General features: G+C 36.1%; 17 protein-coding genes. 4 read left to right on the top strand and 13 right to left on the bottom strand.

The genetic code is table 11. The features are described 5' to 3' along the window. Nucleotides 1-183: 183 nt before the first annotated feature. The 5 genes from KIP84_RS13100 to KIP84_RS13080 form a co-directional block, all read right to left on the bottom strand. Nucleotides 184-783, bottom strand: a complete 600-nt coding sequence (locus KIP84_RS13100) for a TetR/AcrR family transcriptional regulator (RefSeq protein ID WP_060465459.1) — start codon at nucleotides 781-783, stop codon at nucleotides 184-186. A 4-nt stretch (nucleotides 784-787) separates the two neighbouring features. Then, a complete protein-coding gene (locus KIP84_RS13095) occupies nucleotides 788-1,105 on the bottom strand; it encodes a cupin domain-containing protein (RefSeq protein WP_213688690.1) in 318 nt (105 codons plus the stop codon). A gap of 804 nt (nucleotides 1,106-1,909) precedes the next feature. Beyond that, a complete protein-coding gene (locus KIP84_RS13090) occupies nucleotides 1,910-2,269 on the bottom strand; it encodes a RidA family protein (RefSeq protein WP_068562850.1) in 360 nt (119 codons plus the stop codon). 1 nt (nucleotide 2,270) lies between these two features. Further along, nucleotides 2,271-3,512, bottom strand: a complete 1,242-nt coding sequence (locus KIP84_RS13085) for a D-amino acid dehydrogenase (protein ID WP_213688689.1) — start codon at nucleotides 3,510-3,512, stop codon at nucleotides 2,271-2,273. Between the two features lie 80 nt (nucleotides 3,513-3,592). Next, nucleotides 3,593-4,471 carry a LysR family transcriptional regulator gene (locus KIP84_RS13080; RefSeq protein WP_213688688.1) on the bottom strand — a complete coding sequence of 293 codons (879 nt, stop codon included), beginning with the start codon at nucleotides 4,469-4,471 and terminating at the stop codon, nucleotides 3,593-3,595. A 115-nt stretch (nucleotides 4,472-4,586) separates the two neighbouring features. On the opposite strand from KIP84_RS13080, the gene KIP84_RS13075 reads away from it, so the two are divergent. Beyond that, nucleotides 4,587-6,014 (top strand): Na+/H+ antiporter NhaC family protein, encoded by a 1,428-nt coding sequence (locus KIP84_RS13075; protein ID WP_213688687.1) that lies wholly within the window; start codon nucleotides 4,587-4,589, stop codon nucleotides 6,012-6,014. Between the two features lie 189 nt (nucleotides 6,015-6,203). Here KIP84_RS13075 and KIP84_RS13070 read toward each other — a convergent pair whose 3' ends face one another. Further along, the gene (locus KIP84_RS13070) at nucleotides 6,204-7,016 is read right to left on the bottom strand and encodes a YqiA/YcfP family alpha/beta fold hydrolase (RefSeq protein WP_213688686.1); all 813 of its coding nucleotides are present in this window, start codon (nucleotides 7,014-7,016) and stop codon (nucleotides 6,204-6,206) included. Nucleotides 7,017-7,494: 478 nt separating this feature from the next. Between KIP84_RS13070 and KIP84_RS13065 the strand changes: the two genes are divergently transcribed. Together KIP84_RS13065 and KIP84_RS13060 are read left to right on the top strand one after the other, a co-directional pair. Further along, on the top strand, nucleotides 7,495-9,243 hold the full coding sequence (locus tag KIP84_RS13065) for an FAD-dependent monooxygenase (RefSeq protein ID WP_213688685.1): 1,749 nt from the start codon (nucleotides 7,495-7,497) through the stop codon (nucleotides 9,241-9,243). A gap of 386 nt (nucleotides 9,244-9,629) precedes the next feature. After that, on the top strand, nucleotides 9,630-9,953 hold the full coding sequence (locus tag KIP84_RS13060) for a hypothetical protein (RefSeq protein WP_081410586.1): 324 nt from the start codon (nucleotides 9,630-9,632) through the stop codon (nucleotides 9,951-9,953). Between the two features lie 11 nt (nucleotides 9,954-9,964). Here KIP84_RS13060 and KIP84_RS13055 read toward each other — a convergent pair whose 3' ends face one another. Together KIP84_RS13055 and KIP84_RS13050 are read right to left on the bottom strand one after the other, a co-directional pair. Continuing rightward, nucleotides 9,965-11,065, bottom strand: a complete 1,101-nt coding sequence (locus KIP84_RS13055) for a M48 family metallopeptidase (RefSeq protein ID WP_213688684.1) — start codon at nucleotides 11,063-11,065, stop codon at nucleotides 9,965-9,967. Between the two features lie 20 nt (nucleotides 11,066-11,085). After that, nucleotides 11,086-12,174 (bottom strand): YjgN family protein, encoded by a 1,089-nt coding sequence (locus KIP84_RS13050; RefSeq protein ID WP_213688683.1) that lies wholly within the window; start codon nucleotides 12,172-12,174, stop codon nucleotides 11,086-11,088. 917 nt (nucleotides 12,175-13,091) lie between these two features. On the opposite strand from KIP84_RS13050, the gene KIP84_RS13045 reads away from it, so the two are divergent. Beyond that, nucleotides 13,092-13,646 (top strand): TetR/AcrR family transcriptional regulator, encoded by a 555-nt coding sequence (locus KIP84_RS13045; protein ID WP_213688682.1) that lies wholly within the window; start codon nucleotides 13,092-13,094, stop codon nucleotides 13,644-13,646. Between the two features lie 92 nt (nucleotides 13,647-13,738). Here the strand turns inward: KIP84_RS13045 and KIP84_RS13040 are convergent, their stop codons facing one another. From KIP84_RS13040 to KIP84_RS13020, 5 genes are all read right to left on the bottom strand, one after another. Beyond that, nucleotides 13,739-14,098 (bottom strand): hypothetical protein, encoded by a 360-nt coding sequence (locus KIP84_RS13040; protein WP_002120526.1) that lies wholly within the window; start codon nucleotides 14,096-14,098, stop codon nucleotides 13,739-13,741. Between the two features lie 365 nt (nucleotides 14,099-14,463). Continuing rightward, complete coding sequence (locus KIP84_RS13035) at nucleotides 14,464-15,822, bottom strand: amino acid permease (protein WP_133481849.1); 1,359 nt, start codon at nucleotides 15,820-15,822, stop codon at nucleotides 14,464-14,466. Nucleotides 15,823-15,967: 145 nt separating this feature from the next. Continuing rightward, on the bottom strand, nucleotides 15,968-17,413 hold the full coding sequence (locus tag KIP84_RS13030) for an FAD-dependent oxidoreductase (protein ID WP_213688681.1): 1,446 nt from the start codon (nucleotides 17,411-17,413) through the stop codon (nucleotides 15,968-15,970). An 18-nt stretch (nucleotides 17,414-17,431) separates the two neighbouring features. Then, nucleotides 17,432-18,763, bottom strand: coding sequence for an APC family permease (locus KIP84_RS13025; RefSeq protein WP_133481853.1), 1,332 nt, complete (start codon nucleotides 18,761-18,763; stop codon nucleotides 17,432-17,434). 186 nt (nucleotides 18,764-18,949) lie between these two features. Next, nucleotides 18,950-19,657 carry a cache domain-containing protein gene (locus KIP84_RS13020; protein WP_130118685.1) on the bottom strand — a complete coding sequence of 236 codons (708 nt, stop codon included), beginning with the start codon at nucleotides 19,655-19,657 and terminating at the stop codon, nucleotides 18,950-18,952. Nucleotides 19,658-19,681 lie beyond the last annotated feature (24 nt).

Raw genomic sequence — 19,681 nt, 5'->3', positions numbered from 1 at the left:
CAAAGCGGAAAATAAACTTTCCAGCCTGCATGTCGGCTGTGACTATAAGAATGGCTATAAGCAAGAAATCGATAACCATCTGCTGTGTATGAGATTTTAATTACAGGCTCTTATCCTTTAAATCCGAGCATTTAACCAATAACAATTAAAGCGCAGATTCTAGAGCTGTTAGAGCCTGTTTTTTTATTTAACGGTTGTGAGCAACATAATGTTGAGGAAAGATTTAGCTTTTGAGCGAAAGTGTGTAGATGGGTTCCCATCAACTAGAGAGGTCGCCATGATACCTTCGAGAGAAGCAAATATGATTTCAGCCATGTCTCGCTCTGTTTCAATAGTTTGAGGTGATTCTTTTTTTGCTTGGCATAAAGTATCTTCTAACCAATCGATATTCTGTTTGGCGAACAACCTCAATTCACTTACACATGGCTCTTGCTGGAAAGAGGCTTCTCTCACCATTACCATATATAAGCATAGACGTTTTTCGTCGTTCAGCATCTCGGCGAAAAGTTCAGAATACGCATGCAGTTTTTGGGTTAAGCCAGCCAGTTTTTCAATTTCCTGTAATCGGTAGAATTGCTCTTCTCTATAGTGTTGAAGTGCAGATCGTGCCAGATCATCTTTAGACTCAAAATGGTAGTAGAGACTAGGCGCCTTTATTTGTAAGCAGTCAGCGATTTGTCGCATGCCTAGTCCGCTGAATCCATGCTGTTGAAACAGATGAATTGCGGCTCCTAGTATTTTTTCTCGCGTCAAAGGTGTATGGTTTTTTGTAGAGGATGTCATAATATTATTCCGTCAGTTCAATACCGCCATGATGAGTAATGAACAAGAGAGTGTTCTCTACGGCAAATGCCTTATGTTCGTCAGTACCTTGAACTTGTAACACATCTCCAGCCTGCATTTCGATATCATTGAAGCGAATTACACCTTCTAAAACAATGATCTGTTCCCATCCAATATGAGTGTGTTTGGGAAAACTTGTTCCAGCCTGAAATTTTGCTAAATAGCTTTCAATACCATCTTCACTAATCCAAGTTCGACAGGTTTGAACTCCTGGGATATTACTATCAGTCCAAGTGCGATCTTTTTGACTAACTAAAATCATTTATAACTTCTTAGATAATTGAATTTCAAATAATCTAACTAACGTTTGTTAGAAAGTCAATGTGAACTAAATTTTTAGTGAAGAATAGTAGATATTTATGAGTGTTTTTATGGAGTGATCTCAGAGATATTTGAACAAATTGCTAGATTCTATGACTTAAGTTCGTAAAGTTTTTCTTAAATAATAGATTGAAGACTTCCAGAACTTTATACTAACAAAATTAGGGGGAGAGCGTTCTCTGGTTAATCTTAAAAAGTATTGAGATATAGTATTTTAAAATGTTGATATAAATGGCATTCAAGTTCTACTTAAGTGTAATAGGGTATTTTTTTAAGATTGTTTTGGTTCGGGAAAAGTTATATTTAGGTCTACCTAAAATAATAAGAGAACAATTTTTCATCATTGAATTTTAATTGGTATTAATTAGTTTATATTTATAATATACTTTTTAGTAAATTTTATCTAAAAAATTATTTGAATATATATTGTATTTTCTCATCAAATCATTACAGTAGATATTGTTAAGCTCTAATTTTTACTATTTCAGGCTCAGTGGTTTTCACTAAACCCATTTCAAATTTTTGGAATGGGTTTTTTATTATAAAAATTTTAAAAATGTCTTTTGAAAATTTATTTTGTCTCAGCCTAACTAACTGGTCAGATTAAAATCAATTCGTAAAGTATTTAGTAAGGATGAGGTGATCGGCGTTACCTATAAAGATGTGCAACATCGAGTTGATGAGTAGTTATATTTGACAGTGAGTTAATCAAGCTAGCAAATTTACTAGCTTGACTTGAAAAATATTATTTAACACTCGCCGTAACCATTACTTCTACTAATACTTGCGGACGTGCCAAATCTGCTTGAATAGCAGCGCGTGCTGGTGCTGCACCATCTGGTAACCATGCTTCCCAACATTCATTGAACACTGCAAAATCTTCGGCAATATTTTTAATCCAAATTTGTGCAGTTAAAATACGGCCTTTATCACTACCAGCTTGTTCCAGTAAAGCATCAATTTTTGCCAGAACTTCTAAAGTTTGCTGCTTGGCATCAGCATCTAAATTCGTTGGAACTTGACCGGAAACATACACTAAACCGTTATGAAGCACGCAACCTGATAAACGTGCATTTGTGGCAATACGTTGAATATCATGACTCATTTTATTTCTCCAGAGATAAACCATCTAATGTAATTGGCGAAGTTGCTTGGCTAATTAATTGACTAATGACCATGGCACAACCAGCAGCCAATGTGAAACCTAAACTACCTTGGCCAATATTTGCCCATAAATTCAAATATTTCGTACAACCCAAAATGGGTAAACCTGTAGGGGTGGATGGACGTAAACCACTCCATTCTTGTGCTGTATTTATACCCAATAAATCGGGAAATGTTGTTTGTACTGTATCTTTCAATGCATTTATTCGCTCTTTTCGAATGTAGATATCTTGATAGCCAATATCGACCATTGCGGCAATTCGAAGCTGATTTCCCAATTTTGCATATACAATTTTATTTGCATAATCGGTTACACTCATATTGGGTACAACATTGGCTTTTTCTGGGAATGGTAAAGTAAGGCTATATCCTTTTAATGGATAAACTGGGACTGAAATACCCACCATATTAAAGATTGCAGTACTACCATTGCCCGCAGCAACCACAAATTCATCTGCTTCTATACGTCCTTGATTTGTTTCGATCGCAGTAATTTTATTATTTTCCACAAAAAAATCTGTCACTTCATGTGTATATAAACATGTGAAGTTACTACTCTTTTCTAGTGCTTTATACAACGCTAAACAAAATTTGTAGCAATCTGCTGTTTCATCATCAGGTGTGTAAATTGAACCCATTAATGTAGATTCAATACCTTTCAATGCTGGTTCAAGTTGAACAGTTTCTTCAGGTGACAGTACTTTTTGAACATTTGGATCTATCCCTGTTGCTGCTTTTCTAAAAGTTTTTTCATCACGATGAATAATCATTTTTCCCGATTTTACCCAGTCAAAATCATCAATTTCATCACGCCATTTAGACATAACATTTTGACTATATAGGGATAACCGTAAAATATGATTGCCGTTCACAATATTGTTTTTACGATTACATGCCATGAGGAATTGGAATAACCAAGACCATTGAAGAGGTGAAAAGTTCAATTTAAAGTTTAAAGGCGAGTGGGCTTTTCCTAACCATTGCAGTGCCTGAAATGGGACGCCTGCATCCGCTAAAGGTGAAACATAGCGATAACTGAGTTGACCACCATTTGCAAAACTTGTCTGGCAGCCAATCTGGTCTTTTTCTTCCACTATTGTAACTTTATGGCCTGCTTGAATAAGAGCATAGGCTGTACTTAAACCAATGACTCCACCACCAATGACAACGACATGTTTTTTCATTCTTCCATGCTATATCTGCAACACACATTTGCATTAAAGAAGAAGATAAAACGTTAAACAAATGAGTTTTTAGATACTACTCATAACTTTTGGTTAATCGATGGCGTCATCGAAGCAATTTCTCTTTTAATTAATTCAATAAAATCTTCAGTCGCTTTGTTCGTGCTCACATTGGCATTTTCTAAAATATAAATTGTGGTAGATAAACTTGGTTTTATTTCGTGAATCATATGATTTGGTAAGGAGTGTGCAGCAGTATAAATATCGGTAATGCTACACCCTAAACCTTCGCGTACCAGTTCACTCGCCATATAGTAAGTTTGTACATTCACAATACTTTTATTAAATGTTCTGTACTTTTTTACTACTTGCATGAGGGAATCTGAATAGGGTTGAATCCACCTGTTCTCATCAATTGAATAAATATCTTGATTTGAATCAATAGGCTGAGAATCAATATAAACCAGAGGAATTTCTAGAACAGGTGTGGCAATAATGCCATGCTGGGTATGGGGCTGGAACGTCACCGCAATATCAATTTCACGTCTTAATAATTTTTGCTCTAATGCTTGAGTATGATCGGTACCAATATTGACAAAAACATCAGTGTATTTTTTTAGAAATTTTGCAGTTAATTTGGGAAGGAGGCTCAAACCTAAACTGGGTAAACATCCGAGTGTGATTTGACCTTGAGTATTTCTTGCCAAATTATCCGTCAACTTATTTAATTCATTTATTTTTTCATAAATTGGCTTAATTTCATCATATAAAATATAGGCTTCTTTCGTGGGTTGTAATTTCCCTTTGACCCGTTTAAATAGAGCAAAACCAAGGCGTTGCTCTGCATGTTTTAGTAATTTACTGGCTGCTGGCTGTGAAATGCATAACGATGAAGCTGCTTCTGTGAGTGAACCAAAAAGCATGACTAAATAGAATATTTCTAGGTGTCGAAGATTCATAAATGAGCACATAACTAATAGTTATAGGTAATCTATTAGAATTCATTATTTAATGTCAATGAACCCTTGTAAATTGGTGTGAAATTCAATGCCCAATGATCAAGGAGTGATACATATGTCAGTTGAGCAATCTTCTATAGCAATACCTAATATAAGGACACCTAAAAATATTGCCCTTATCACCATTATTATTCTTAGCTTTGCTTTAGCATTTTACGCAAAAGGCCTACCAATAGAGGAGGTCGGTTTAATTGGGTTATTGCCTATTTTTGCCTTGGCGCTCTTAACTGTTATTGGTCTCGATATTGTTCTGGCAGTTATTATTGCTATTGTCATTAGTGTGATAATGACATCCACCAGCGTATTTGAATTGGGTGGAATTCTTGCAAAGTCTACGGGCTCATTTATTGCGACTGTAGGTCTTATTATTATGTTAGGTGCTGGGGTTGGTGAAGTTGCTAACCGAACAGGTGCAGCGAAAGAATTGGTCAAATTTATTGTCAATAAAGTTGGGCTTTCAAGTATTCCTCGCGTCAAACTTGGCATCATGATTTCATCAGTTGTTATTTGTGGTTCATTGGGAACTATGGCAGGTGGTAATGCCATTATTGTTGCTGTCATTATTCCCATTGCTGCAGCAGTTGGTTTAACACCGCCTACAGTTGCATTACTTTTGATGACAGCAGGTTCGGTCGGTCTCTTTATAGGACCTTTTACACCAAGTACAGTGACTATTTTAGAGTTGGGAGGCTTGACCTACCCGCAATATTTGAGCACTTGTGCCATACCTATGAGTGTTGTCACACTTCTGACGGGGTGGTTCATGTCTGGCTATATCCAAAAGTGGACTTTTGGAAGATATACCTATAATGAAAATTTCTTAGAACCTTCTGAAAAAATAGAAAGTGCCTCTGAAGTGAAAAGAAGTAAACGTGCAGCGATTGTATTTATTGGCACAATTATCGTGATGGCAATTCTTGGAATTATTTTTAAAGCAGGCTTTAGTTTTGCAATTATTGTGATGCTTACTGTTGCCACATTAACTGGGTTAGTGGCGGGGTTTAGTCCTAAACAAATTTTGGAAGCACTCTATGAGGGATGCGGTAAATTAGTATGGATGTTTATTCTTTACTGGTTATACAATCCAATTTTAGTTCTTGTTGAAAAACTTAATGCTTATCAAACACTGTTAGATAATGCGACACCGTATTTGGTCGACTTAAGTCCTGCGATGCTGTGTTTTGGTATTTTTTTATTTAATATTGTGGGGCATATTCCAGGAGCAGCTGTTGCACAAATGACTTTTACCAATAAAATTTTTGGACCAATTTTACTGGCAAATGGTGTTCCACCTGTTGCGGTTACAGCAGTTTTATTATCAAGCTCCCAAGTAGACTGGTTTGGTCCTTTCCCATCTTCTGATATGTTTGGTCAAATGGGTTTAGCACGTTCAAGTCAACTGAAATATATGCTATATGGTGGTTGGGCCATAGTGATCGCAAATATTCTACTCTTTGCAGTATTGTTTCAGATTTTGAATTAGCCCCTACAAATTAAAGCTATTTCTTATTTAAATGAATTTTAAAAGTCTTTTAAACTAGAAAGTTTAAGGGGCTTTATTTTTTCGACGATAACAAATGCACCTAACATTGTAGGAGTTGAAAATTCAATCTATTCGCTTTTAATAAGAAGAGAACTCTTTACAGTCCAATCTAATCAATATTTTTAAAAATTATAATTTCTGATATTTTTTTAAAAGATAATGATCTTTATTTTTCTCAATTATGAAATTAAAGTTAGCTTTTCGCATGGAAATTTTTTTTAAGGTTTGGACTATTTCATAGGGAATAGGGGAGTATTTCTTAATACCATTAATTTCATAAAACCCTTTCGACTTTCCATTATCTGTTTTTATACCATCTAACTCTCCATAAACTATTGTGATTTCTCTTTTATATTTCATTAAAAAAAGCCAAATGGATGATGAGTAAAAGCTATAGGGTTTGGAAATTTCATCCTTAAATTCACTTCCATACATTTTTTTGATTGCTTGATCTGAATATATTGCTGGGCATAACAGAATCAATTGATCAATTTGAAATTTTTTAGCTAAATTAATTGCAATATAACCACCTAAGCTATATCCAATAACGATATCCACTTTTTTTAGAAGGCTATAAAAAACCATACTTTCATGGATGTTTTGATATACGGATGATTTCGTTTCACTCGTGTTATTTAAGCCACTTAAATTGAATGAAAGCGTTCCAATATTTTTACTTCTAAGCAGACTTTCTAAAGGACTTAAAGAGCTCAAATCAGAGTTGCCTCCATGTATCAGTAAAGCTATTTTTTGTGGAAAACCATCACAATAATTAAATTTAGCTTCTAACTCATAAGTACCAAAGTCATGTAGAAAGAAGAAAGAATTTTCATTTTCAGTAGGGGCATTATTTTTTAGCTTATGTGTTGGAAAAATCGTTAGATTAGAAATCGTATTAGAAAAATATCTATCTACAATCGATATCACATCTTGCTTTTCCATAATTCATAATTCCTATTGATGGAGTTAATAATATTCGTTTGTATAAAGTACAATTGAAATAATGATTACTTCATAATTTTTTTTAAAGTATAGCTCATAGAATTTTAATAAATAAAAAATCTGCTTAAAAAATTAGAAATTGAACCAGAGGCCTAGGCCTATCTAAAAGATATATTCTGTATAGATTTGCCAATGCTACCAATAAAATCTAAATGTTATATTTATTTTAAACTCTAGATCATTTGGTTTTTAAATTTTCCTTTATTTATTAGAATCTTGAACTGTGAAGATATATCAATTTTATTAAAAATCTGATTTATAACTTTTATAGACTTATTTAATACTTAATGTTGTGAAGTTTTTACCTCCATGATCTAAAAGAGTTTTTCGAAGCAATATTATATTCAAAATGGTTATTTGATTTAAATGTATGTAGTAACTATTTAGCTGTCAAAAATATGTAAGTAATAGGATAAAAATGTTAGAAACTGATGTTTTAATTGTTGGGAGTGGTCCGGCTGGTTCTTCTGCTGCACTTATGTTAAGTAGTTATGGAATCAGGAATATCATAATAACTAAATATAGATGGCTGGCAAACAGTCCTCGTGCTCATTATATCAGTCAAAGAACTATGGAAATTGTTCGAGACTTGGGGATCTCTGATGAAGTAATCGCAAAAGCAGCACCAAAAGAAGTTATGGGAGATGTTGTGTATTGCACATCTTTAACGGGTGATGAAATTGGACGCTTTCCTTATGGAATGAATCATCCTGAAAGAATGTCAGAGTATGCTAAAGCGAGTCCCTGTGAACAGTGCGATCTTCCTCAACATCTATTTGAACCTATTTTGCTTTCAAATGCTGCATCACGAGGTAGCCATCCAAGATTTGATACAGAATATTTATCTCATGTACAAGATGAGAATGGTGTAACAGTTACTGTTTTAGATAGATTAACTAAACAAACATACTTAATACGTTGTAAGTATTTGATTGGAGCTGATGGGGCGAGTAGCAAAGTTATAAAAGATTTAGATTTACCTATGGCAGGTAAAATGGGGAAAAGTGGCAGTATCAGTATTATTTTTAAAGCCGATTTAACAAAATACGTTTCGCATCGACCTGGTTACCTATGGTGGATTATACAACCTGGAGCAAACATTGGTGGAATTGGCCTAGGGTTGTTGCGTATGGTCAGACCTTGGAATGAATGGCAGATTGTTTGGGGGTATGACATTGAAAAAGAAGAGCCATCTCTTACTGATGATGAGGCGGTTGCAATTTGCAAGCAGCTTATTGGCGATAACGATATTGAAATAAACATAAGTAGTAAGTCGTTATGGACAGTAAATGAAATGTATGCAGAACAATATTCGAAAGGTCGAGTTTTCTGCATTGGTGATGCTGTCCATCGCCATCCACCTTCGAATGGACTAGGTTCAAACTCATCTATACAAGACGCTTATAACTTATGTTGGAAATTAGCATTTGTATTAAATGGCAAAGCGGGTAGTTGTTTATTAGACAGTTTTAATGAGGAAAGAGCACCTGTTGGTGAGCGAATTGTTAAACGAGCAAATCAAAGTGTTAGAGAGTTCTCTACAATATTTTCTGCTTTAGAGTTAGATGGAAAGTACAGTACAGAGACGATGCAAGGAAGTATAAATACCTTAAGCGAAGGTAATGAAAAAGGTGCTGTTAAACGCCGTGATTTAAGATCTGCAATTGAATATAAAGCTTATGAATTTGCTGCCTTAGGCGTAGAAACTAACGTACGTTATCATTCATCAGCAATTGTTGGAGCAGAATATAATATTGAAAATAAAATAGATTCTAGTAGAGATGAAGATCTTTATTATTATCCCTCATTTGCCCCTGGCCATAAACTCCCTCATATATGGTTGGTCAAAAATCATAGAAAAATCTCAAGTTTAGACTTAATCGGAAATGGAAAGTTTACGCTGTTCTGTTGGCTACAAGGTGACAAATGGAAACTTGCTGTAGACAAACTTAATAACCAGCTTAACTTGGATATTAAAGTTATACAGGTAGGTCCCAAAAGAAACGTTGAAGATTCTTATGGAGAACTTTCTCGCTCTTGGGGTAATGATGAAAATGCTTGCATAATGATCAGGCCAGACGGCTATATTGCTTGGCAAAGCAACAAAATTGAATCGGCGGACAATGAATTACACAAAGCCATGTCATCAATACTTAGTTTGAATTAGGATTTCACCGCTTCCGCCAAATTCGAAAAGCCCCTGTTAAAAGCAGGGGCTTTTTTTTATATCTATTATTTTACCCCTCATTCTACCCCACATAAAAATTTGGATTGAGTTAGACAGATTTTGATTTCAGTTTAATTTTATATTGTGTAGTTAATGCACCATCATAATGGTCAATATCTTGTAATTGTTTGATGAATTCTTTCGAGTCAACTATTGCTGCTATATGTATAATTATAGGCGGAATAGCTCCTTATAATACTAATCCCTTTGCATCACTAACTTGCAAAGTAAAATCGCCTGATATGTACCAAATTTAAATTAAGAGATATGGATAATTCATGAATTTAATAAATCACAGTAGTAAGTTCTTTTTTGCAATTTTTCTTATGATGAATCTTTCAAATACATATGCCGCACAAATACAGGCTGTAGGTGTTGAAGTACAGGAGAGTGCTGGAGACGCAATGGAAGCTGCTGGAGCAGAAGCTGTAGAGGTTGGTGGGCAAGAGGCTATATGTCGTGCTGATGAGGCATGTGATGTTGCATCTGCTGTTTCTGAGGATGAAATGTACGGTGGTATTCAACAGGAATATGTCGTAAAAGGCTGCAAGGTAACAATCTACAATGATGGGCCTGTGAAAATGGTCAATATAAAGACGGATCAACCATGTGATGCTCCACTTCCTAAAGACCATAAATTTTCTAGATAGACTCTGTGAGCCTATAAATTATTTTGTGCGCCTTTCTGTTTTTTCTCAAAATCATGAACCATTCGAATACGCTCTTCGGTTGCAGGATGAGAGGATAAAGTATCAAGAACAGCTGTAGATAGTTTATTAGCTGAAGATTCTTCTTGAGAAGTTGCTGGGTTGGCCTGATTCTTTTTATCGATACCTTCTTCTGTTGTATCGCTTAAACGTTGTAAGAAATTTGCAAAGTGCGAGACTTCGATATGCTTCCTATCCATCAACTGTAAAGCATATAGATCGGCTTCGGATTCAAATTTACGTGAGTAATTTGCACTAATCATAGCAGCAGGTAAGGACGTAAATAAGTCTGAATTATCTCCTGTCATTGCAATATATAATATACTTAGGCCTAAACTCGTTAACCCTTGTTGCAAACTATGGCGATAAACCAAATGGCCTTGTTCATGGGCTAATACGCCTAAGATTTCCTGATTCGTATGTGCCAATTTGATCAGTTCATCTGTGATAATAATCGTATTATTGGGTAGCGCTACAGCATTAGCCCCTAATTGATCGCCTTTACGGAAGACTAATTTGGCTGGTTTGTTTTCAGCAACAGTATTCAAATATTGTTTAGTAATTTGATCTTTTTGAGTTTGTGCTAATTGGCTGGGTGCAGTCCAATTATTTAATACATAATTCTCTGCTTCATCACCTAGTTTCTTTAAAGTATTCTCAGGCAATTGAAAAGCAAGATAATGGGATGTGGCTGGAACACCCCATTTGACTAGACTGATCGCAAAAGTAATCACAAAAATTACACTAAAAAGAATAAGACCCGGAGAGCGTTCAAATTTCCAGATCGAATGTTGAACCTTTTTAGTTGTGTAATTAAACCATTCAGGTAATGCACTATGAAATTCAATTCGTGCATCATCAGATAATTCAATTACTGGGTGTAACTGTCCCAGCGCACCAATCAATTTCATATCAGTATATTGATAATGACGCTGAAGTTCTAATTGCTCACCATACCGAATTAGAACTTCAGATTCAGATTGAGCTGAAATCTGAGCAGGGTATGGTTTAGACACTAGGCCATCATAGAAAGTGATATCTACTGCGTGGGACATAAATTATTAAACTCAGATTATTATAAAGAGATGTCGATATCAAAAATATCACTGATTTCTTCAGCTAAAGCACTTTGCTCTTGTTGGGCTAGATTCATCATTTGATCTGGATCATCTAATAAAATTAAACTCATCGATTCAATCTGGTATTTATGAATACGAACTGCAGCCCAAGCAGACATTAAACCTATGGATAAGATTTTTACAATCCAGTTTGATGCTACAATCCATGCAAAACGCCATTGATTACAGTCTGTTTTAAATTGACTGTTTCCAACTGTAGTATTGTTCCATGTCGTAATAAAAATACGTGCAGCGATTAATGGATAAATAAATAATCCAATAAATGCATATACCGTAAATATTCCGAAGAATATAGCGTTTGGTGAGAACCCAGAAATTGTTCCTGCCATAGCAAAGTAAATGATTGAAAAAATAGCAATTATACCAATTGCAATAAAAACTGGTATATAAACTGCAGCCATATATGCAGACCATTTCGCGTTTAATTTAAAATTTAATTGTCCAGCATATAAGTTGTTAAGATAATATTTTTTATATAGCCAAATAGCTACAGGTGTAAAGATTCCTAAAGTGAAAATATATACCAATATACTCAAAAGAAAGACTTTATAAGATTCTTTTATCGTTCCACCAAAATAAAAACGTGCGTTGCCGAACTTACTATTTCTTGCAGTAAAACGCAAAGTAGCGCGAATTAGCCAAGGTACTGCTGCATATAATGCAATTAGTCCAACCACAGTCGCAATCATTGAATACTGTGATGAAATTGCAAATACGACGTAAATTCCTAATGCAATTAAACGTCCAATCAAAATCTTGGTTGGAATCCCTGTAAAATCAAAGCGGCGTTCAAAAAATTCTGTATTACCATAGAAATAGCGTAAGCGACGAACTTTAGCCCAAGGCGCATATAAGCTTAAGGTAATAATAGTCAAAAGAATATTAACGATCCAGATTCCAAAATATTCTGAGGCATTCCCATGAAACTTAAAATGATGAATTCCTGAGTGTGAAATTGGTGGAGTTGTAATATTTTGATCCTCATTTAAATCTTGAGGAAGAGAGGTTAAAGCTTGGTCTTGCATTTTATTCTCTTTATTGAAAATATATGATCTTGATTGAATGTAATAGATAATTAGAAAACTATTGAGAATATTATATATTTTTTATAAATTGAAATAAATAGAATGAAAAGCAAACAACTATTTTTACCATTATATTCTTATTGAGTTGTTTCGAGCAGAAAGCTTATCTCGAGAAGTATAAATAATAGGTTTAAAGGCATCGGTGACTTATTGTGATTGTAAATTTAGTAGTAATTCTAAGAAAAACTTTCTACATCATTAATTTCATCATTTACCATTTTTTTATATTCTAATCTTACCTGTTGAAACTAATATATCTATATAAATTTCAATCCCGTTATAAACCCCACTTTAACAATAACTCATTCATTATTTATCCTTACTTTTTAATGGTCTAATTTAAAACAAATGTCATTTTGTGTGCTTGACTGTAAGAGAGTTGAATACTATTCTTCGCATGCTGGCCACATTGCCAGTCGGTTGTCGCAGACCGTCTCATAGAAGCATTAAAGGTTTTATACCTTTAGTGTCTAGCCCCTCGTGCCCCCTCTACGGTGGAACGGGAGGGGGACACCCACGGGTGTGCTGGATCTATGACCAGTCTGCGAACCCCCTTTCGTTCTGCCACCATAATTTTAATGATTTGGCAGAACTCCCAATAAAAAGGAGTTGGCTTTGCACATTCATTATTTCTTGGCAGCGGCTGCCAAAGTCTATATCGACACAACTTAAAAATTTAAAGCAGCTTGAACGCCATAAGGTTTTCAGGCTTTAGTCATTTTTACTTAAAACTTAGCAAAACAAAACTTGAGATGTGCCAAGCACCGTCTTACGGCTTTGCTGTGCCTTTTTCTCCCAAAAAGGGCACAGGCTTTTTATCTCATTTAGAAACAACAAGAATTTATAACGGTAAAACTATGCCAACTTTAGAAATATCTTCCAAAAAATTACAGGTGGTTCAAACCGCTATCCAACTTTTTACCACGCATGGATTTCATAATGCAGGCGTAGACCTGATTATTAAAAAATCCAAAATTCAAAAAACGACGTTTTATAACTACTTTCACTCGAAAGAACGGCTTGTTGAAATGTGCCTAATCTTTCAAAAAAGCCGACTCAAAGAAGAAGTACTGGCAATTGTCTATTCACATCGCTATCCAAACGCAGCCGATAAACTCAAAGAAATTGTCCGCTTACATGTCGATATAAGTAGCCTTTACCATCTTTTGTTTAAAGCCATTTTTGAATTAAAACTGCTTTATCCTCAAGCTTACCGCATGGCGATTGAATATAGAAAATGGCTACTTAAAGAACTTTTTGATTTGATATTTAGTCTAGAAAGTCGTGGCTTAAAAGCTGATGCAAACATTATTTTATTTATGATTGATGGCGCAATCATCCAACTTTTAGATCCAAATAAAGCTAGTGAAAGGGAGCAATTGTTGGATTATTTTTTAAATGTTTTGAGATAATTGAGTGAGGGGATGGGTAAGGAAAAATACCCTAAGTGCGTACTTTCCTTACTTTAAAAATAAATTAAACCTGAACTTAATTTATATAAATATTACTTCTTTTGCTTAAAACGGTATTTACATTTTAGACAGCGATAATCTTGAAAAATATTCTTGTCGATTATTACGCCAGCTTTCTTACCAAAAATATTACCAACTACACCGCCAGTAATTCCTGCACTAATGGCACCAACAAAAGTCCCTACAGTTCCACCAACAATTACACCTAAAGGACCAGCAACAGTACCAATAGCTGCTCCAACAGTAGCACCAGTCGCAGCACCACCTACAGTGCCTGCCGTTGTGCCGGCAGCTGTGAGTAAAACACCGCCAGTTGTTCTAAGTAATTTGTCATGGTCACGTGCTTCAATTTCTGTAGAACCACACTTAGGACATTGCAGAGCTTTTTCCATAAAATTTCCTGTCTTTCATCATTGATTGACACAGTTGAGGGCTAAATCAGTTAAGTGGGTAAAGAGCCTGTCTTGCGATGCAGTATCTTTTGCCTATTGAGTGATCGTAACAATAAACTGGTCTGCTTTGATTTTAGCTGAACATTGACACAAATATTTATAGATCATGTAAACACTTGTACTTTAATAATTATCTCATTAAATACCAATGTTTAGAATGACTAAGGTTTACATATCCATGTGTCTAGCAGAGAGCAATTCAATAATGATGAATAGAATGTGAATGGTTTTTCTGAAGTTACTTAGGGTGACAAGCTGGTAAATGATAAAAGGCTTATCCTGTTTGAATAAGCCTTTTTTGAATATTAGAGTGCTTTTTTCCAACTCAGAAATTTATATAGTCCAAACATGAATGTAATCCAGATTGGAATTAAAATAACAGATTTTTCAAACCCTTGAGTCCACATGATATATAAAATCATGCCAATGAAAATCAAAACAATATAGTTACTCAAAGGTGAAAATAGAGCAGGGAACTTGGCAACTTTATCTTCAAGTTTCATAGCACGTTTAAACTTTAAATGAGTAAAGCTAATAATTGCCCAGTTTAAAACCAGCGCAGCCACAGCCATGTACATGAGATAGCTTAAAGCTTCTTCTGGAATAAAGTAGTTCAGCAATACACAACCGAAAATCAGAATAGAAGAAAAGATAACAGCAGGTGTTGGAACCCCTTGTTTGCTGACTTTTGTAAAAATTTTGGATGCATGGCCTTGTACTGCTAGACCATATAACATACGACTGTTTGCATACATGCCACTGTTATAAACTGACAGTGCGGCTGTTAAAATAATAAAGTTAAGCAAATGCGCTGCCCAACCAATGCCAAGCTGACTAAAAATCATGACAAATGGGCTTTTATCTAAACCACCAAGGTCAAGCTGATTCCACGGAATGAGCGACATAATAATAGCAAGCGAAGCTACATAGAAAACCAAGATTCGAAAGATGACTTGGTTAATGGCTTGTGGAATGCTTTTTTCAGGATTTTCGGCTTCAGCAGCAGTCATCCCGATCAGTTCAATACCGCCAAAAGCAAACATTAAAAAGGCGAGCATATAAAATAGGCCCGAGAACCCATGCGGGAAAAATCCGCCATGCTGCCATAAGTTTGAGAAGCTAGCGATAGAGTCGCTACCCGCGGTGAGCAACAAATATAAGCCAAACACGATCATGGCAATGACTGCTGCGACTTTAATAATGGCTAACCAAAACTCAGATTCACCATAAAATTTAACGTTGCCTAAGTTCAAACATGTGACCAAAACAAAGAAAAATAAAGCTGATATCCAAGCAGGAATGTGGGGCCACCAGTAATGCACATATTTAGCAACTGCTGTTAATTCGGTCATCGCGACCAGAATATAAACCACCCAATAGTTCCAGCCCGATAAAAAACCGGGGAATTTCCCCCAATATTTTTGTGCAAAGTAACTAAAGGAACCAACCACAGGTTCTTCTACGATCATTTCACCCATTTGGCGCATAATTAAAAATGCGACCAAACCGACAATGGCATAACCTAAAATAATAGAAGGACCAGCAGACTGGATGACTTGTGCAGAGCCTAAAAATAAACCTGTCCCGACAGCACCACCCATAGCGATCAACTGGATATGGCGATTTTTAAGTCCACGTTTTAATTGGGAAGATGAATTGCTCAAAATATATGCGCTGAATAAAAAAGCTGGCGCTATTGTAATAGATTGGTTAGGGATAACCTAGTTTGAAAAGGATTTTACTCAGCTAAATAAAAAGGATCCGTACAAAGCTATACGAATCCCTTTTTGAAACTGGCTATTTTATAAATTAGAAAGATACCATTTTGCCTGGATTAATCATTGCGCCAATGCCATACATACTTTTTGCGAGTGGAATAACCACGGGTGCAAGGGTACGACCAAAAATAATATTTTGATGATCAATTTTAGATAGCATTTCGAAGTCGTTAGATTGCCCAACAAAGTCATTCGCGATGGCTTTACCAATACGTACTGTCTGAGCAACGCCGTGACCACTCCAACCATGAACAGCATAAATTGGGAATTTATTGCCAAACTTACGGCTATCGACTGCACCATTTACGGTTAAATCGGTCGTGCCACTCCAGACAAAATCCATCTCTAGATTTTTAATTTGCGGGAAAACCGTATGAATTCGATGTTCTAGATAATTTAATGTTTTCTCTGGACCCCAGCAGGTGCCAGTGCCTTGGCCACCAAACAATAAGCGGTTGTTAAATACGGGGCGATAGTAATCAATTTGGAACTGAGTGTCATAAACTGGATGCCCAAATGGCAGTAGCTCTTTCGTATCAAGCTCTAGCGGGGCAGTCGTCGCAACATAGGTATAAAACGGAATAGTGGTATTGTTTTGTTCTGATAAAAGTTTAAACGAAGCATGGTGTACTGCTAAAACTACAGACTTTTTAGCTTTCACGACAGCATTTGCAGTTTGAACATAAATACCATCTGGTTTTTCTTCTATTGAAATGACTTCTGTTTGTTCATAGACAGAACCGCCGTTTTGGCAAAAGCCGTAAATTAAGCCACGGTTCAAAGCTAAAGGATGGATTTGACCACCCAACTCATCAATTAAGCCGCCTGTATAGTAGTCCGACTTAATATAGTCCATGAGTTCGTGTTTACCTACAATGCGGGTATGGTCTTCACCTAAATATTTTCGTGCATCGGCACCTTGCGTTAAACCAACCAAATGTCCTTCATGAACAGCGGCAGTAATGTGGCCGTATTTGCGGTCAAAGTTAAGTTGGTATTTTTCCGAGATGTCATCAATGAGTTGCATCGCTTCCGTAGAGGTAAAATGCCAGAGTTTTTTGGCATCTTCATAGCCTAAGCGATCGGCCATTTCTTGAGCTTCCCAGCGAGCTAAACCAGGGGTAAGTTGTCCGCCATTTCGGCCAGAAGCTGCACTACCTACACGGTTTTTTTCTAATAAAACAGTCTCTACGCCTTGTTCAGCTAAATGTAATGCACTCGATGAACCTAATAAACCACCGCCAATAACCACGACATCACATTCAATATCAGTTTTTAAACTGTCAAAAGTATGCCAATCAGAAAGTGAGCTTTCATAGTAGTTTGCTGGATTATCTACCGATGTGCCTTCTATAGTGGTTGCCTCAAATTTTGCATGTTTCGGATTTAACCAGCTCCACTCTTTGCCCACTTGTAGAGATTTACTTGGTTTATATTCCACGTCTTTTAAAAGCTGAGGTTTAGAAATAATTTTCATAATAAAGTTCCTTAAAAATTAATAAGCATTGCTGATAGCAATACTTTGTTTTTTAATCGTTTTATAAATAAATAGGAGAATGCCCAAAGCTAACCAGAAACATCCAAAAATCAGTGAAGATGAGTCAAGATTAAGCCAGAGGCAAATAATGCTAAAGACTGATATAAGCGGTAAAAACAGGTTTAGAAATTTATTTTTAAACCCTGAACGCTGTTTATCTTTAATATAAAACTTCATAAAAACTGAGAAATTTACGGCTGTAAAAGCGACTAGCGCACCAAAGCTGATGAGGCTTACGACTTGGGCTAAATCTAGAAAAACCGCAGACATTGAAATAAGACCAACAAACAAAACCGAAAAAAATGGTGTACCTAATGAAATATGAATTGTCCCAAAATACTTTTTAGGGAAAATATTATCGGTACCCATTATATACAGTAAACGTGAAGCACTGGCATGAGAGGCAAGGCCAGAAGCGACAGTGTTCATAATTTGTCCGCATAAGAATACAGATTGGAAAAAAGCACCACCCACGTAAAGCACAATTTCAGGCAACGCTTCAGATGGATGCTGAAAGCGTAGATTGTTTGGAAAATAAAGTTGAATAAACCAAGCTGCTGTGAAGAAAATAAGTCCACCCGCAAGAGTTGTTAACATGACTGCGCGGGGAATATTTTTGGTGGGTTGTTTGGTTTCATTAGAAAGCGTGGTAACCGCATCAAAACCTAAAAATGAAAAGCACAAAACTGAGGCACCCGCAACGAGGGGGAGTAAAGATTGGTGCTCGTGCCAAAGTGGCGCCAAAGTAAGCACATGCTCATAACCTTGAGTCGAGCCAATACCCTTAATCACTAAATAAACAAAAATGACCATGAGTATGATCGGTGCAAACACAAACAACAGGCTTAAATTGGCGAGCAACCGAATGCGGAAACAATTCACTAAAGTGACTAGGCTTGCCGATACAAGCACCCAGAACCAGTAAGGCAGGCTTGGGATAAGGGCTGTGAGATAAATCGCAGCTAGCAAAACATTAATGAGGGGTAATAACAAATAGTCGAGTAGCGAACACCAACCGACAAAAAAACCACTTTTAGGCCCTAAACTTTCAGCGGTATAACTATATGCCGAGCCTGATTTTTCTGAATTTTGACTAAATCTTGCATAGCTCCAAGCGGTGAGTAGCATGGCGCCAAGTGCGAGTAAATATGCCAGTGGTACGTGTCCATTGGTAATTCCAGAGACAATACCGAAGGTATCAAATACCGTCATAGGGGTCATGTAGGCAATACCAATAATCGTGACTTGCCAAAGAGACAGTTTTTTTAAGGAAGACGTTTTATTTTCCATGTCATTTCAACCTCAAATTCGTTGTTTTACTTTTCATCCGGAAAAGCGATGCTATTTTTGAGCCAAAACTTCCCCTAGACCTGAATAAACAAGTCTGTTTGGAGAAACTTTGAACAAAAGCTAGGGGCTGTTTCGCTTTAGTGATGCCCTAAAGCAAGATCAGATATTTATATTTTCGGCTTCACTCTAGATCACGACCAGTTGAAAAGATTGACACGGTCGTGAGAGAACCTGCTCATGGCTTTGGTCTTTAAATAATGTGCCTGTTCTGATGGTGATGTCATTTGAAGTAATCACTCGAGAAGAGTCGTTAATCACAATTGCTTTTTGCTTAATATTCTTGAGCTTCGGCATAAGAAGTTTTTCGAGTGCGGAAACTAAAATATCGGTAGCAATTACACCGATAAATTGATCACGAATCATGACCGGATGGGCAAGGGTGATGGTGTATGCACCATTGCAAATATAGTCGACATAGGGTCCATGGATGCACGGACTTTTGTTTTGAGCAGGCTTATGAAACCATTCGAAAGAGCGAAAATCTAAAAATCGCTGAGCATTTTGATAGTTTTCAAGTTTGGCTTGCTGTAACTGATCTTCTTTTTTATACCACCATTCGAGTGTCCAATAATCCTGTTCTTCTTGCGTTGCAGGACTATAACTTGCAAAACCAATACCTTGACTGTAATGGCTTTCCTGTAATGCCTTTTTAATTTCCTTTTGCAAAGCTGTGCGTTCTGAACCTGAAAGCTTAACGTCTTTTGTTTTTTCAGGTTCATGTTTCGAAAGAATTTTGCTCGCTTTAGTTGCCAGCTTTTCTGTAATGGCTGTCGTTTCTTCAACCACCGTCTTTAACAAATTTTGAAGCTCTTCTATATCTAAATGTTGGGTCATTCCTATAACTCCTAAAATTCCGTA

This window comes from Acinetobacter sp. BHS4 (assembly GCF_018454425.1).
Classification (GTDB): domain Bacteria; phylum Pseudomonadota; class Gammaproteobacteria; order Pseudomonadales; family Moraxellaceae; genus Acinetobacter; species Acinetobacter pittii.
This window is presented reverse-complemented; position numbering and strand designations above follow the sequence as displayed.